General features: G+C 73.9%; 13 protein-coding genes, 1 tRNA gene and 1 riboswitch. Of the genes, 9 read left to right on the top strand and 5 right to left on the bottom strand.

The window, feature by feature from the left end; genetic code table 11:
- Positions 1-3 precede the first annotated feature (3 nt).
- A complete protein-coding gene (locus tag JOE38_RS09095) occupies positions 4-645 on the bottom strand; it encodes an HAD family hydrolase (RefSeq protein WP_204575877.1) in 642 nt (213 codons plus the stop codon).
- Between the two features lie 168 nt (positions 646-813).
- Between JOE38_RS09095 and JOE38_RS09090 the strand changes: the two genes are divergently transcribed.
- Complete coding sequence (locus JOE38_RS09090; RefSeq protein ID WP_204575876.1) at positions 814-1395, top strand: hypothetical protein; 582 nt, start codon at positions 814-816, stop codon at positions 1393-1395.
- A gap of 56 nt (positions 1396-1451) precedes the next feature.
- Positions 1452-1541 (top strand) — tRNA-Ser (locus tag JOE38_RS09085).
- A 105-nt stretch (positions 1542-1646) separates the two neighbouring features.
- On the opposite strand, the gene JOE38_RS09080 is transcribed toward JOE38_RS09085, so the two are convergent.
- Both JOE38_RS09080 and JOE38_RS09075 read right to left on the bottom strand, forming a co-directional pair.
- Positions 1647-2267, bottom strand: a complete 621-nt coding sequence (locus JOE38_RS09080) for a response regulator (protein WP_204575875.1) — start codon at positions 2265-2267, stop codon at positions 1647-1649.
- Positions 2264-3442: a sensor histidine kinase gene (locus tag JOE38_RS09075; protein WP_204575874.1), complete on the bottom strand. Its 1179-nt coding sequence runs from the start codon at positions 3440-3442 to the stop codon at positions 2264-2266. Before JOE38_RS09075 ends, JOE38_RS09080 begins: the two co-directional genes overlap by 4 nt.
- 149 nt (positions 3443-3591) lie before the next feature.
- On the opposite strand from JOE38_RS09075, the gene JOE38_RS09070 reads away from it, so the two are divergent.
- The 7 genes from JOE38_RS09070 to JOE38_RS09040 all read left to right on the top strand — a co-directional run bounded on the left by JOE38_RS09070 (position 3592) and on the right by JOE38_RS09040 (position 10605).
- Positions 3592-4689, top strand: coding sequence for an ABC transporter permease (locus JOE38_RS09070; protein ID WP_204575872.1), 1098 nt, complete (start codon positions 3592-3594; stop codon positions 4687-4689).
- Positions 4686-5408: an ABC transporter ATP-binding protein gene (locus tag JOE38_RS09065; RefSeq protein ID WP_204575870.1), complete on the top strand. Its 723-nt coding sequence runs from the start codon at positions 4686-4688 to the stop codon at positions 5406-5408. Before JOE38_RS09070 ends, JOE38_RS09065 begins: the two co-directional genes overlap by 4 nt.
- Before the next feature lie 176 nt (positions 5409-5584).
- On the top strand, positions 5585-6730 hold the full coding sequence (locus tag JOE38_RS09060) for an AI-2E family transporter (protein WP_204575868.1): 1146 nt from the start codon (positions 5585-5587) through the stop codon (positions 6728-6730).
- A 58-nt stretch (positions 6731-6788) separates the two neighbouring features.
- Positions 6789-7775, top strand: a complete 987-nt coding sequence (glpX, locus tag JOE38_RS09055) for a class II fructose-bisphosphatase (protein WP_204575866.1) — start codon at positions 6789-6791, stop codon at positions 7773-7775.
- A gap of 22 nt (positions 7776-7797) precedes the next feature.
- Positions 7798-8709, top strand: coding sequence for an alpha/beta hydrolase fold domain-containing protein (locus tag JOE38_RS09050; protein ID WP_204575864.1), 912 nt, complete (start codon positions 7798-7800; stop codon positions 8707-8709).
- Positions 8710-8796: 87 nt separating this feature from the next.
- A complete protein-coding gene (locus JOE38_RS09045) occupies positions 8797-10155 on the top strand; it encodes an ABC transporter substrate-binding protein (RefSeq protein ID WP_204575862.1) in 1359 nt (452 codons plus the stop codon).
- 51 nt (positions 10156-10206) lie between these two features.
- Positions 10207-10271, top strand: a riboswitch (guanidine-III (ykkC-III) riboswitch).
- 10 nt (positions 10272-10281) lie between these two features.
- Positions 10282-10605, top strand: a complete 324-nt coding sequence (locus JOE38_RS09040) for a DMT family transporter (protein WP_204575860.1) — start codon at positions 10282-10284, stop codon at positions 10603-10605.
- A 25-nt stretch (positions 10606-10630) separates the two neighbouring features.
- Here JOE38_RS09040 and JOE38_RS09035 read toward each other — a convergent pair whose 3' ends face one another.
- Both JOE38_RS09035 and JOE38_RS09030 read right to left on the bottom strand, forming a co-directional pair.
- On the bottom strand, positions 10631-11623 hold the full coding sequence (locus tag JOE38_RS09035; RefSeq protein WP_204575858.1) for a carbohydrate ABC transporter permease: 993 nt from the start codon (positions 11621-11623) through the stop codon (positions 10631-10633).
- Positions 11623-12582, bottom strand: coding sequence for a carbohydrate ABC transporter permease (locus JOE38_RS09030; protein ID WP_204575856.1), 960 nt, complete (start codon positions 12580-12582; stop codon positions 11623-11625). The genes JOE38_RS09035 and JOE38_RS09030 overlap by 1 nt, the downstream gene beginning before the upstream one ends.
- Positions 12583-12655: the final 73 nt, after the last annotated feature.

The following is a 12655-nucleotide window of genomic DNA, read 5'->3' as shown; positions in this document are numbered from 1 at the left end:
CCGTCAGGAGAGCGTGCCGTCGAGGATCCGGTCGAGCGTGGCGAGGCCCTCCCAGACGTGGGCGTGGATGCCGGCCTCGCGCGCCGCGTCGACGTTCGCGGGCTTGTCGTCGACGAACACGATCCGCTCGGCCGGGCTGCCGAGGCGCTCGACGGCGTGCTGCCAGACGTCGGCGTCGGGCTTGGCCATGCCGATCCGCGCGCTCACCAGCACCACCTCGAAGCGGGCGCCCCAGCCCGCGGGATCCTCCAGCACGTCAGCCAGCTCGTGCGGCGCGTTGGAGAGGATCGCGAGCGGGTACCCCGCCGCGACGGCGCGATCGAGGGCGGCGAGCGTCTGGTCGTCCGGCGCTCCCCAGCGGCGCTGCTCGATCGCGACGAGCTCCGCGAGAGCGTCGTCGGTGGGGACGGGGGCGCCCGCGTCGCGGGCCACGGCGTCCCAGAACTCCCGGGCGCTGCCGCCGCGGTCGTACGCCTCGCGGTGCGCGTCGAAGGCCGCGCGGACGCGTGCCTGGGCGTCCTCGCCCGTGACGCCCGCGGGATCCAGCGCGCGGGTCAGCGCGCCGATGTCGTCCGGCTGGGTGATGAGCACCCCGCCGATGTCGAAGAGGAGCCAGGGGAAGGCGGGGTCGCGGTTCTCGGGCACGGGTCTCCTTCGGGACGAGCGGACGGGATCCCTCGAGCATGCCCGCTGCGCGCCCGGAGCGCCCGCGGCGTCCACGGCCGTGCGGATCCCGTGAGGGTCGGGCGTGCAGGCGCACGGCTTCCGTCAGGGCCGGCTGCGACGGCCGTCCGCGGCGGTAGACCTGCAGCCATGACCCTCACCGCGATCCTCCCGTCGCTCCGCCGCAGCATCCCGGATCCGCTCGCCGCCGCCGAATGGCCCGCCGGCACCGTCGCCACCACCACGGACCTCCGGGTCGGCGACGTGTCCCTCGTCGCGCTCGCCGCGGAGCGCGGAACGCCCTGCACGACCACGGCGGCCGCCGTCGAGCGGGGCAGCGGCGCCCGCGCGTCGCGCACAGCGCGCGCCTCGGCGGTCGTGCTGCGGATCCTCGCCGTCGCCCCCGCGACCGCCGACGCCCCGCGCGCCCTCCTCGTCGACGCGGACGTCGCCGGCCTCGCCTGCGCGTGGGCCGAGGCACGGCTCATCGGCCGCGCGTCCACCGCCGCGGCGCGCCCCGCGGAGGTCGGCGGCCAGGCCGTGCGCCTGCCCGCCGACCTCGCGGCCGGCGACCTCATCGCCGTGCCCGTGCCGGCCGTGGTCGAGGTGCGGGGGATCCGCGTGGTCGACGCGTCGACGCCGGTGACGCTCCCGCGCGCGGCCCGCATCGCGCCCGCCCCGGTGCGCGTCCAGGCGCCCGTCCCCGTGCGCGCGCTGGCGCCCGCGCGCTGATCCGCCGCCGCCCGCCCCGTGCGGCCGCGGTGCCGCCCTGTACTACACTCGATCCCGGTGGCGTGTCCGAGCGGCCTAAGGAGCACGCCTCGAAAGCGTGTGTGGGGGAGACTCCACCGTGGGTTCAAATCCCACCGCCACCGCCAGACGGATCCGGCACCGCGCCTCGCGCGCAGCCCGATCCGCGCGAAGGGCCCCGGGAGACCGGGGCCCTTCGTCGTTCTCGGATGGTCGCCGGGCGGGCGCGCGCCTCAGCGCAGCACCCCCAGCTCCCGGGCCGCCGCGACCGCGCCCGTGCGCGAGCTCACGCCGAGCTTCGAGAAGACGTGGACGAGGTGCGACTTCACGGTCGCGTCGGTGATGTGCAGGCGCGCGGCCACGTCGGTGTTCGACGCGCCGTCGGCGACGAGCCGCAGCACCTCGATCTCGCGCGACGACAGGCTCACCCGCGGCGCCCGCATCCGGGCGAGGAGGCGGCTCGCGACGGCGGGCGCCAGCGCGCTCTCGCCGGCGGCGGCCGCGCGCACCGCCGCGAGCAGCTCCGCGGGCGGCGCGTCCTTGAGGAGGTAGCCGCTGGCGCCCGCCTCGACCGCGCTGAGGATGTCGCCGTCGCTGTCGTAGTTGGTGAGGATCAGCACGTAGGGCGCCGCCTCCGCCTGGCGGATCTGCCGGGTCGCGTCCGCGCCCGTGCGCTCCTGGCCGAACTGGAGGTCCATGAGCACGAGGTCGGGATCCTCCGACGCCGCCAGCGCGACGGCCTCTTCGGGCGTGGCCGCCTCCCCGATGACGTCGATGTCGGCCGCCGCGTCGAGGACGGCGTGCAGCCCGGCGCGGACCACGGGGTGGTCGTCGGCGATGACGATGCGGATCACGACGGCTCGACCCCCAGGATCGCGGTGATGGTGGTCCCCCGGCCGGGCGCGCTGTCGACGTCGAGGGTGCCGCCGAGCTGCTCCACGCGCTGCGCCATGGCGCGGAGGCCGAAGGAGTCGGAGGCGCCCGCGTCCGCGGCCGCCCGGGCCGGGTCGAAGCCCGCGCCGTCGTCGCGCACGGTGAGCGTCGCGTGCGCGGCCGTGACCGCGAGGCCGATCTCCACGACGCTCGCGTCGGCGTGCTGCGCGACGTTCGCCACGGCGCCCTGCGCGATCCGCAGCAGGGCCGTCTGCACGTCCATCGGCAGCGGCTGCTCGAGCGGCGGGACGGCGACGTCGATCCGGAGCCCCTCCCGGCGCCACTGCGCGCTCAGCCGACCGAGCGCCGCGCCGAGCCCCGCGTCGAGCGAGGGCGGGGCGAGCTCCCGGATGAAGCGGCGCGTGTCGGCGAGCCCGTCGGCCGCGGTCGCCCGGGCCAGGCGGATGTGGTCCAGGCCCGGCCGGTCGCCGTCGGCCGCCTCGGCCGCGTGCAGCAGCATCTGGATGCTGCTGAGGCCCTGCGCGACGGTGTCGTGGATCTCCCGCGCGAGCCGGGCGCGCTCCGTCAGCACCCCCTGCTCCCGCTCGGTCGCGGCGAGGAGGTCGCGCGTGGCGATGAGCTCCGCGACGAGCGCCTCCCGCTCCGCCGACTCCCGCGCGAGCGCCCGGTAGCCGAGGCCGATCAGCAGCGCGACCCCCGCGCCGACGAGCGGGCCGATCACGCCGCCGATGGTGAAGCCGCCGTGCAGCCCGAGCGCCACGACGGCGACCAGCGTCGCGACGACCACCGCGATCGGCCCGGCGGCGCGCGGCAGGGCGTGCAGGTAGAGGAAGAAGAGCGGGAAGACGAGGTAGGCCGCGTCCGGCACCAGCACGAGGAGCGCGATCCACGCGACGGTGAGCGCGACGATCCACACGGCGCCGACGGCCGTCCGTCGGGCCTCGCGTACCATCCGCACGCGGCCCCCGAGCAGGTAGAGCACCGCGAACGCGGCGGTCAGGGCGAGCGCGATCACCGTGCGCGGCCCGTCCGCGACGAGCACGCGCACCACCACGAGCGCGACGAGCGCGGCGACGAGCACGTGCAGTCCGGTGCGGAGCCCCACGAACACGGGGGAGAGGGTGCGGTGGGCCATGTCCCCTGGAGCGTACGGCGGCGCGCGGGGGAACGGATCAATCGAAAGTGGGAAGCAGGGAGCGAACCTCTCCCCGATGGATGCGCGGAGCCCGACGGCGAGGCTGATCACGGCGATGGGGAGGGACCCCGGCGCCGGAAGGATCCATCGTGTTCGTCGCCTGGCGTGATCTCCGATTCGCCCGGGGCAGGTTCGTGCTCATCGGCGCGGTCGTCGCCCTCATCACCCTGCTCGTGGGGTTCCTCGCGGGCCTGACCGGCGGGCTCGCCGCGCAGGACGTGTCGGCCGTGCTCGGCCTCCCCGGCGACCGCCTCGTGCTCGCGCAGCCGGACTCCGGCCAGCCGTCGTTCGCGCAGTCGTCGCTCGACGACGCCACGGTCGCGGCCTGGCGCGGCACCGCGGGCGTCACGGCGGTCACGCCCGTCGGCATCGCGCAGGGCCGGGCGACCGGTGCGGGGTCGGCGGGAGGCACGGACGCGGATGCGGTCGCCGTGGCCCTCTTCGGCGTCCCGCACGGCGCGCCGGCCTCCACGGTCACCGACCTGGCGCCCACCGCGGACGACGAGGTCGGGCTGTCGTCGGAGGCGGCGCACTCGCTGCACGCGGCGGTCGGCGACCGGATCACGATCGCGGGTGCTGCCTACGACGTCGGCTCGATCGGCGGCGACGCCTCGTACAGCCACACCCCCGTCGTCGCGCTCACGCCGGCCGCCTGGGCCGACGCCGACCGGCGGCTCGGCGGCGACGGCGACGCGACCGTGCTCGCCGTCTCCGGATCCCCGGACTGGGCCGCCGCCGCGAGCGCCACCCGCACCTCCGCCTCGCCCGCCCTCGCGAGCCTGGGCGCGCTGGAGACCTTCAAGTCGGAGATCGGATCCCTCGGGCTCATGATCGCGATGCTCTTCGGCGTCTCCGCCCTCGTCGTCGGCGCGTTCTTCACCGTGTGGACCATGCAGCGCGCGGGCGACATCGCCGTGCTGAAGGCGCTCGGCGCGTCCGACGCGTCCCTGATCCGCGACGCGCTCGGGCAGGCGCTCGTCGTCCTGGTGCTCGGCATCGGCGTCGGGATGGCCGCGGTCGTCGGCCTCGGATCGCTCGCCGGCGGCGCCCTCCCGTTCCTGCTGAGCCCGCTCACCACCCTCCTCCCGGCGGCCGCGATGGCCGTCCTCGGGCTCGCCGGTGCCGCCGTCGCGCTCCGCACCGTCACCCACGCCGACCCCCTCACCGCACTCGGGAGCAACCGATGATCCACCTCGACGACGTCACCCTCACCTTCCCCGACGGGGACTCCCGCATCACCGCGGTCGACCACGTCTCGCTCACGGCGCCCGCGGGCGTCGTCACCGGGATCACCGGGCCGTCCGGTTCCGGCAAGTCCTCGATCCTCGCTGTCGCGGCCACGTTGATCCGACCGGACTCCGGCCGCGTGCTCATCGGCGACGTCGACGCCGCGACCCTCGGCAGGAAGGAGGCGACGGCGCTGCGCCGGGACGGCATCGGGATCGTGTTCCAGCAGTCGAACCTCGTGCCGTCGCTCACCGCGCGGGAGCAGCTGCTCGTGATGGCGGAGCTCGGCGGCGGGCGGCGGGATCGGACCGCCGTCCGGCGTCGCGCCGACGCCCTGCTCGACGCCGTGGGCCTGATGGCGCATGCCGGCAAGCGCCCCGCCCAGCTCTCCGGCGGGCAGCGGCAGCGCGTCGCCATCGCCCGCGCGCTCGTGAACGACCCGTCCGTGCTCCTCGTCGACGAGCCCACGAGCGCGCTCGACCAGGAGCGCGGCGCCGAGATCATGGACCTCATCGCGCAGCTGACCCACGGCCAGGGCACCGCGACCCTGCTCGTGACCCACGACCTCGTGCACCGCGCCGCACTCGACCGGCTCGTCACGGTGGTGGACGGGCGGATCTCGGGCATCGACGAGCCCGGCGCCGCGCAGCCGGCGGGGGCGGTACCGGTGGCGCGCTGACCCGGCGCGGCGGCTCCCGGCGCGACGCTCGGATCCCGCACAGCGGCGCGGAGGATCCTCGTGCGCACGCATGCGGGACATCGCGGGTCGCCGACCCGCGCGCCCCGCCATGATGGGCGCCTGGCCCTCCTCCGAGCGAGGGCCCGCCTCCCGCGCATCGAGATCGGAGCACCGCCATGTCCCACGACGTCGAGCCCTCGCCGGGCGCGCCCGAGCCCGCCGCGTCCGCCGCCCCGCACGCCGACCGCGCCGCCCAGCGCGGCGTCACCCCGGGCGTGCTGCTCGCGTCGGAGTGGTCGTGGCGCCTGCTCGTCATCGGCATCGCGGTCGCCGCGTTCGTGTGGATCCTCGTCGCGGTCAAGGAGGTGGTCATCCCGTTCCTCATCGGACTCCTCATCTGCGCGCTGCTGGAGCCGCTCGTGGGGGCGCTCCGCAAGCGCCGCTGGCCGGCCTGGCTGGCCATCACGTCGACGCTGCTCGGCACCGCGGTCGTCATCTCGGGGCTCGTGTTCCTGCTCGTCGCGCAGATCCGCACGGGCATCCCCACCCTGCAGCGGGAGGCGATGGACCGGTTCGAGTCCGTCCGCGACCTCCTCGCGCAGCCGCCGTTCAACGTGGTGCCGTCCGACTACGACGCCCTGCTCGCCTCCGCCGGGAAGGCCCTCGAGAACAGCCGCGAGGCCCTCCTCACCGGCGCGCTCGACGCGGGGCTCGGCGTCGGCCACCTCGTCACGGGCGCGCTCCTCGCGTTCTTCACCATCGTCATCGTGCTCATCGACGGCCGCGGCATCTGGCGCTTCGTCGTCTCCGTCTTCCCCCGTCGCGCCCGCCCCGCCATCGACGGCGCCGGCCGCGCGGGCTGGGGCACGCTCTCCGCATTCACGCGCGTGCAGATCTTCGTCGCCGCCGGCAACGCGGTCGGCATCGGCATCGCCGCGTGGCTGCTCGGGCTGCCGCTCGCGATCCCCATCGCGGTCCTCGTCTTCCTCGCGTCCTTCATCCCGGTCGTCGGCGCCATCGTGTCGGGCGCCTTCGCGGTGGTCATCGCGCTCGTGTTCGTGGGGCCGCTGCAGGCCGTCATCATGCTGGCGGCCGTCATCGGCGTGCACCTGCTCGAGTCGCACGTGCTGCAGCCGCTCGTGATGGGCGGGGCCGTGCACGTGCATCCGCTCGCGGTGGTGCTGGCCGTGGCCGCGGGATCCTACGTCGGCGGCGTCGCGGGCGCCCTCTTCGCGGTGCCCTTCGTCGCCACCCTCAACGTGATGGTCCGGTACATCGCGGGCGGCAGCTGGAAGGCCCGCACCCCCGCCGTAGGATCGTAGGGACGCACCTGCGGAGTCGATGGAGCCGCCCGCGCACGTCTCTACGGGAGGACCCCACATGACCGAGGAGAACTACTCGAATCCGGATCGCAACCTCGGGATGGAGCTCGTCCGAGCCACCGAGGCGGCCGCCATCCGCTCCGCCCCCTTCATCGGGAAGGGCGACAAGAACGCCGCCGACGGCGCCGCGGTCGACGCGATGCGCAAGTTCCTCGGCACCGTCGCGTTCGACGGCCTCGTCGTCATCGGCGAGGGCGAGAAGGACGAGGCGCCGATGCTCTTCAACGGCGAGCACGTCGGCAACGGCTTCGGCCCCGCGTGCGACATCGCGGTGGATCCCATCGACGGCACGAGCCTCACCGCCGCCGGCCGCATGAACGCCCTCTCGGTCATCGCGGTGAGCGACCGCGGCAGCATGTTCGACCCGTCCGCCGTCTTCTACATGGACAAGCTCGTCACGGGCCCCGAGGGCCGCGGCGTCGTCGACCTCGACCGCCCCATCGGCGACAACATCCGCGCGCTCGCCGACGCGAAGGGCCTCGCGGTCGAGGACATGCAGGTCGCCGTGCTCGACCGGCCGCGTCACGCCGACCTCATCGCGCAGATCCGCGCGGCCGGCGCCTCCACCCGCCTCCTGCTCGACGGCGACGTCGCGGGCGGCATCAACGCGGCCCGCCCCGACTCGCGCATCGACATGTGCGTCGGCATCGGCGGCACGCCCGAGGGCATCATCACCGCGTGCGCGATCAAGGCGCTCGGCGGCGTGCTCCTCTCGCGCCTCGCGCCCAAGGACGAGGCCGAGAAGCAGCGCGCGATCGACGCGGGCCACGACCTCGACCGCATCCTCGACCAGGACGACCTCGTCACGGGCGACAACGCCTACTTCGTCGCGACCGGCGTCACCGACGGCGCGCTCGTCGCGGGCGTCACCCGGCACCGCGGCATGATCCGCACCTCGAGCATCGTGCTCCGCTCCCACTCGGGCACCATCCGCCGCGTGGAGGCCGACCACCTGGTCTCCAAGTGGTACAGCGACGCCAGCTGAGCCGACCCGAGCCGACCCTGACATGACCCGCACGCGCACCCGCCGCAGCCTGCTGTCCCGCCTCGCCCCGCCCGTGATCGCGGTCGTCGGCGGGCAGGGCGAGTTCGCGTCGCCCGCGCGCACGATGGGCGGCGCCCACCGGCGCGTGGTCCGGCCGGGTGCCTTCGCGCCGCCGCCGCTGCTCCGCGGGGTGCGGGTGACCGCGCGGATCCAGGGCGGCTGGCACGTCTACGAGGTGGCCCCTCAGGGTCCGGCCTCGCGGCGTCGCGCGCTGTACGCGCACGGCGGCGGCTGGACCCACGAGATCAGCCCGTTCCACTGGTGGCTGGTCGCGGGGCTCGCCCGGCGCACGGGCACGACCTTCACCGTGCCCATCTACCCGCTCGTCCCGTCGGCCACGGCCGCCGAGGTCGTCGCGCGCACGGCGGACCTCGCCGAGCAGCTCGTCGCCGAGGTGGGCGCCGGCCTCGTCACGCTGATGGGCGACTCGGCGGGCGGGCAGATCGCGCTGTCCACCGCGATGGCCCTGCGCGATCGCGGCGTGCCCGCGCCGCGCGACGTGGTGCTCCTCTCGCCCGCGCTCGACCTGTCGTTCACGGATCCGCTCATCGCCCGCATCCAGCCGACCGACCCGTGGCTCGCGGTCGACGGCATGCGCGCCGCCGTGGAGTCGTGGCGCGGCGACCTGCCCGTGGAGGACCCGCGTGTGAGCCCGATGCACGGATCGCTCGCGGGCCTCGGCCGCGTGACGGTCTTCTCGGGCACGCACGACATCCTCTTCGCCGACGCGCGCGCCTTCGAGCGGAAGGCGGCCGCGGTCGGGCACCCGGTGCGGATCCACGTCGAGCCGAACCTCCTGCACGTGTACGCGCTCATGCCCATCCCCGAGGGCGCCCGTGCGCGCGACGCGATGGTGGATCTGCTCCTGTCCTGACGCGGCCGAGCCCGGATCGCGGGCGGGGAACCGGCGTACGTTCGAGGAGCGGGCGACGGGGCCCGCCGTGCTCTCGGAGGTACCCGCATGACCAGGACTCGCAGGACGCTCGCCGTCATCGCGGCGGCCGTCACGGCCACGCTGCTCGCGGGATGCGGATCCGGCGGCTCCGGCGCGGCCGACGCCTCCTTCACCACGGAGGCCACCGGCACCCTGAAGGCCTGGGCCTTCGACGGCGCCGACGACGTGGGCGAGGCCCGCCTCGCGCACGCGGCCGACGCGCTCTCCGACGTGACCATCGACCTCGACTCCACCGCGTTCGACGCGCAGAAGTTCACGACCCGCGTCGCGAGCGGCCAGACGCCCGACGTCGTGCAGATGGACCGCCAGTTCGTGGCGACCTATGCGGCGCAGGACCTCATCCTGCCGCTCGACCAGTGCTACTCGGCCCACGACGTGGATCCCGCGGAGCGCTTCTACGAGTCCGTCACGAACGACATCCGCTACGACGGTGCGATCTGGGCGGTGCCGCAGTTCTTCCAGCCGCCGGCGATCCTCCTCAACGAGCGCGTGCTCTCCGCGGCCGGCGTCTCGGGCGACCAGTTCGACACCTCGGAGCCCGACCAGCTGCTCGACGCCGTCGGGAAGGTCTACCGCGAGTCGGGCGGCGACCCCGCGGTGCTCGGCCTCGACGCCGTGCCCACCGCGCAGGCCGCGCTCTGGATGCTCGGCTTCGGCGGCCAGCTCGTCGACGCGGACGGCAAGCCCACGCTCGACGACGACGCGAACCTCCCGGGTCTCGAGTTCCTGAAGCAGCTGTCCGACGCGCAGGGCGGCTACGCGAAGGGCAAGAGCTTCAGCGACGCGTTCGACACCTTCGGCGACGGCAACCAGTTCGTGAAGGACCAGGTCGGCGCGCAGATCGACGCCCAGTGGTACCTCAACGTGGTCGCGCCCTACCGCGACGACATCGACATCTCGGCCGTGCCCTTCCGCGACAGCGACGGCGAGCCGTTCGCGGTGGCCGGCGGATCCGCGTTCGTGATCCCCGCCGGGGCGGAGAACAAGGACGCCGCGTGCGCCTGGATGCTCGACCTCACGAGCCAGGAGTCGTGGGAGGCCGCGGGCGACGTGCGCGCCGCGACCGTGACGGAGAACGGCGGCATCAACACGGGCCTGTTCACGGGATCCCCTGCCGCCGACCAGGCCATCCGCGACGCCCACGTCGTCCCGAGCGGCGACGACGGGATCGACCAGGCCATCGCGACCTTCTACGACGTGGTGGCGGAGGGCCGCTCGATCGGCGGATCGCCGGCGGGGCAGCAGATCCAGAGCGAGCTGCAGAACGCGGTCGCCTCGACGCTCCTCGGCGACAAGACCCCCGAGCAGGCGCTCGCCGACGCTCAGACGGCGGCCATGCGGGCCTACGAGCAGGCGGCGCGCTGATCCGGCGCTGACGTGCACATGGCGTGACCAGGGCGCCCGGCTACCGTGGGAGCCGGGCGCCCATCCGCGCTCCCGGACGAGGGATCAGTACCCGGAACGCGACAAGACTGGCCGGGAGAAGAAGCCATGTCGTGGATCGTCCTCATCGTGTCCGGGGTGCTCGAGGCCGTCTGGGCCACCGCCCTCGGGAAGTCCGCCGGGTTCACGAAGCTCGGGCCGTCGATCGTCTTCGGCATCGCCGTCGTGCTGAGCATGGTCGGCCTCGCGTACGCGATGCGCGAGATCAGCACGGGCACCGCCTACGCCGTGTGGGTCGGCATCGGCGCGGCGCTCACCGTGACCTACGCGATCGTCACCGGCGAGGAGCCCGCGAGCGTCGTGAAGGTCCTGCTGCTGCTCGGCCTCGTCGGCTGCGTCGTCGGCCTCAAGGTCGTCGACACCGGGCACTGAGCCCGGGCGGCGCGGGCCGGGCGGATCAGCCCTTGCGCCCCTGCGTCGCGATGCCCTCGACGAAGTAGCGCTGCCCGAACGCGAAGAGCAGCAGCATCGGGAGAGTCACGAGGAGCGCCGCGACCATCACGAGCTGGTAGTCGCCCTGCCCGCCGTTCGTCGGGCTGAACGCGGTCATCGCGTAGGAGAGCCCGAGCGGCACCGTGAAGCCCTCGACGCTGCCCGCGTTCAGGTAGATGAGCGACGCCTGCAGGTTGTTCCAGCTGGCCTGGAACTCGAAGATGAAGATGATGACGAACGACGGGATCGACAGGGGCAGCGCGATCCGGCGGAACATCCCGAAGTAGCTGGCGCCGTCGAGCCGGGCCGCCTCGAACAGCTCCCGCGGCAGCCCGAGGAAGAACTGGCGCTGCAGGAAGATGTAGAACGCCGAGCCGAACAGGTTCATGCCGAACAGCGGGATCCACGTGCCGATGAGCCCGAGGTTCTTCCAGATGAGGAACTGCGGCACCATCGTCACGGCGCCCGGCAGCATCATCGTCGCGAGCACCAGGCCGAACAGGATCCGCCTGCCCGGGAACCGGAAGTACGCGAAGCCGAACGCCACGAGCGCGCTCGAGATCGACACGAGCGCGGCCGACAGCAGCGCGATCGCGAGGCTGTTGCCCATCCAGCCGAGGAGCGGCAGCTGCTCCCACACCTCCACGTAGTTCTGCGGCGTGAAGGTGCGCGGCCAGAGCGCGTTGTCGAAGACCTCGCCGCGCGGCTTGAGGCTCGCGGCGAGCAGCCATGCGAACGGGTAGAGGAACAGGAGCGCGAAGGCCACGAGCAGCGCCGTGATGAGGGCGCGGCCGATGCGGGAGCGCACGCGGCGGACGCGGTCGGGGTCGCGGCCGCCGGGCGACGGATCCCGCGACGGCAGCGGCGTGAGGGCGGCGGCGAGGCGCGGATCCCCGGTGGCGGCCGGCACGGCGTCCGGCGTCGCGGCGGCGTCCGGGGTGCGGTCGGTGACGGCCATCAGCGGTCCCCCTCGTAGTAGACGACCCGGTTGCTCAGCTTCACCTGGACGAGCGTGATGACCAGCACGATCACGAACAGCAGCCACGCCATCGCGGCCGCGAACCCGAAGTCGAACGAGCGGAACGCCTGCTGGAACAGGTAGACCCCGTAGAACAGGGACGAGTCGGGCGACGCGTTCGTCTGATCCCGCCAGAAGAGCAGGTAGGCCTGGTCGAAGACCTGCAGCGCGGCGATCGTCAGGACGACGACGTTGAAGAAGATGGCGCCGGAGATCATGGGCACGGTGATCGCGAAGAACTGCCGCACGGGGCCGGCGCCGTCGAGCGCGGAGACCTCGTAGAGCTCGCGCGGCACGTCCTTGAGGGCGGCGAGGAAGATCACCATGGTGCCGCTCACGCCCCACAGCGTCATGAGCACGATGGACGGCTTCACCCACGCGGGGTCGATGAGCCACTGCGGGCCGTCGATGCCGATCGCCTCGAGCCCCTGGTTCACGGCACCCGTGTTGCCGTTGAGCAGCAGCAGGAAGACGCTCGCGGTGGCGACCGTCGGGGTCATCTTCGGCAGGTAGTAGAGGGTGCGGAAGATGCCGGCGCCGCGGCCGAGGCGGGCGAGGAGGATCGCGAGCAGGAGCGCGAGGCACACCTCGAACGGCACGGCGAGGATCGCGTAGAAGAGCGTGTTGCCGAGGCTCAGCGCCACGCGCGGATCCGAGAAGAGGCGCTCGTAGTTCTCGGTGCCGACCGGGGTCGCGACGTCGGTCGCGAGGTTGTAGTCGCTGAACGACACCACGAGGCTGTAGGCCATCGCGCCGAGCGTGAAGACGAGGAACCCGATGATCCACGGGCTGATGAAGAGGTAGCCGGCGACGGCCTCGCGGCGGGCCATGCGGGAGCGGCGGGGACGGGGCGGCCGGTCGGCGGAGGGGCTTCGCGCGGGGCGGCTCGTCGTCGTCATGGTGGTCCTCGTCGACTGGTGGATCGGAGCGTCGTCGCTCCTGCTGCCGACCCTAGCCCGGCTCCTCCTCCGC

It is taken from the genome of Clavibacter michiganensis (genome assembly GCF_016907085.1).
Lineage (GTDB): Bacteria > Actinomycetota > Actinomycetes > Actinomycetales > Microbacteriaceae > Clavibacter > Clavibacter michiganensis_O.
The sequence above is the reverse complement of the archived record's forward strand: the minus strand, read 5'-3'. Positions and strand labels throughout refer to the sequence as shown.